Source organism: Psychrobacter sp. 1U2 (genome assembly GCF_051847575.1).
Genome location: NZ_JBPYDC010001039.1, coordinates 1 through 731, shown reverse-complemented (window position 1 = coordinate 731; position 731 = coordinate 1). Strand labels below are relative to the sequence as shown.

Annotated in this window: 1 protein-coding gene; it reads left to right on the top strand. The window is 42.7% G+C overall.

The window, feature by feature from the left end; translation table 11 throughout:
- Nucleotides 1-731: ImcF-related family protein (locus tag ACS8FD_RS20250; RefSeq protein ID WP_439277186.1), on the top strand; the 731-nt coding region annotated here is incomplete at both ends.

Genomic DNA, 731 nt, shown 5'->3' with positions numbered 1-731 from the left:
GGTTGCACAGATCACTCAAAATGATGCCAATGAAGCACTACTTGGTAGCTATGTGATCTCAGGTACCTTTACCAAGCAAGCGTGGGAGTCTTTCGTTAGTGATGAGATTGATAAAGCTGCCACTACTAGAATAGTAGCAGATGATTGGGTGCTGGCAACCAGTAGCCAAGATGATCTCACGTTGACTGGTAGCCCTGAACAAATACGACAATATTTAGTCAATCGTTATAAGCAAGAATATATCTCTGAATGGAAACGATTTATATCGCAAGTTTACGTTCGTGATAGCGAGGGATTCGATGACCATGCTGTCTTGTTAAATCAATTGTCTAACGCAAAAGAATCACCGTTAAAAACTCTATTTGAGACGGTTGATCGTCAAACTCAATGGGACAACCAAGCTGCTAACCTAGGCTCTGCTAATGGTGGTCAGTCTCGACGCTCATTTGTAAATTGGTTTAAGCAGACCATACTGCGCCAAAGTCCAGCTGAACTGCGTATGGCAGAAGCGTCAATGAACAACGGTAGTAGCTCTAGTGACACAAATTCTGCTCCGCAAGCCAATTCAGGTGTGATCGCACAAGAATTCTCCTCTATTCATGCTTTAGTCACGCCAAGAGAGGATAATCAAGATCTGTCGCTGTTAGACAATTACCTAGTAAGCTTAGGAAATATTAGAACACGCTTTAATAATATAGCGCGTAGTGACGATATCGGTCCTGATGCCCTAT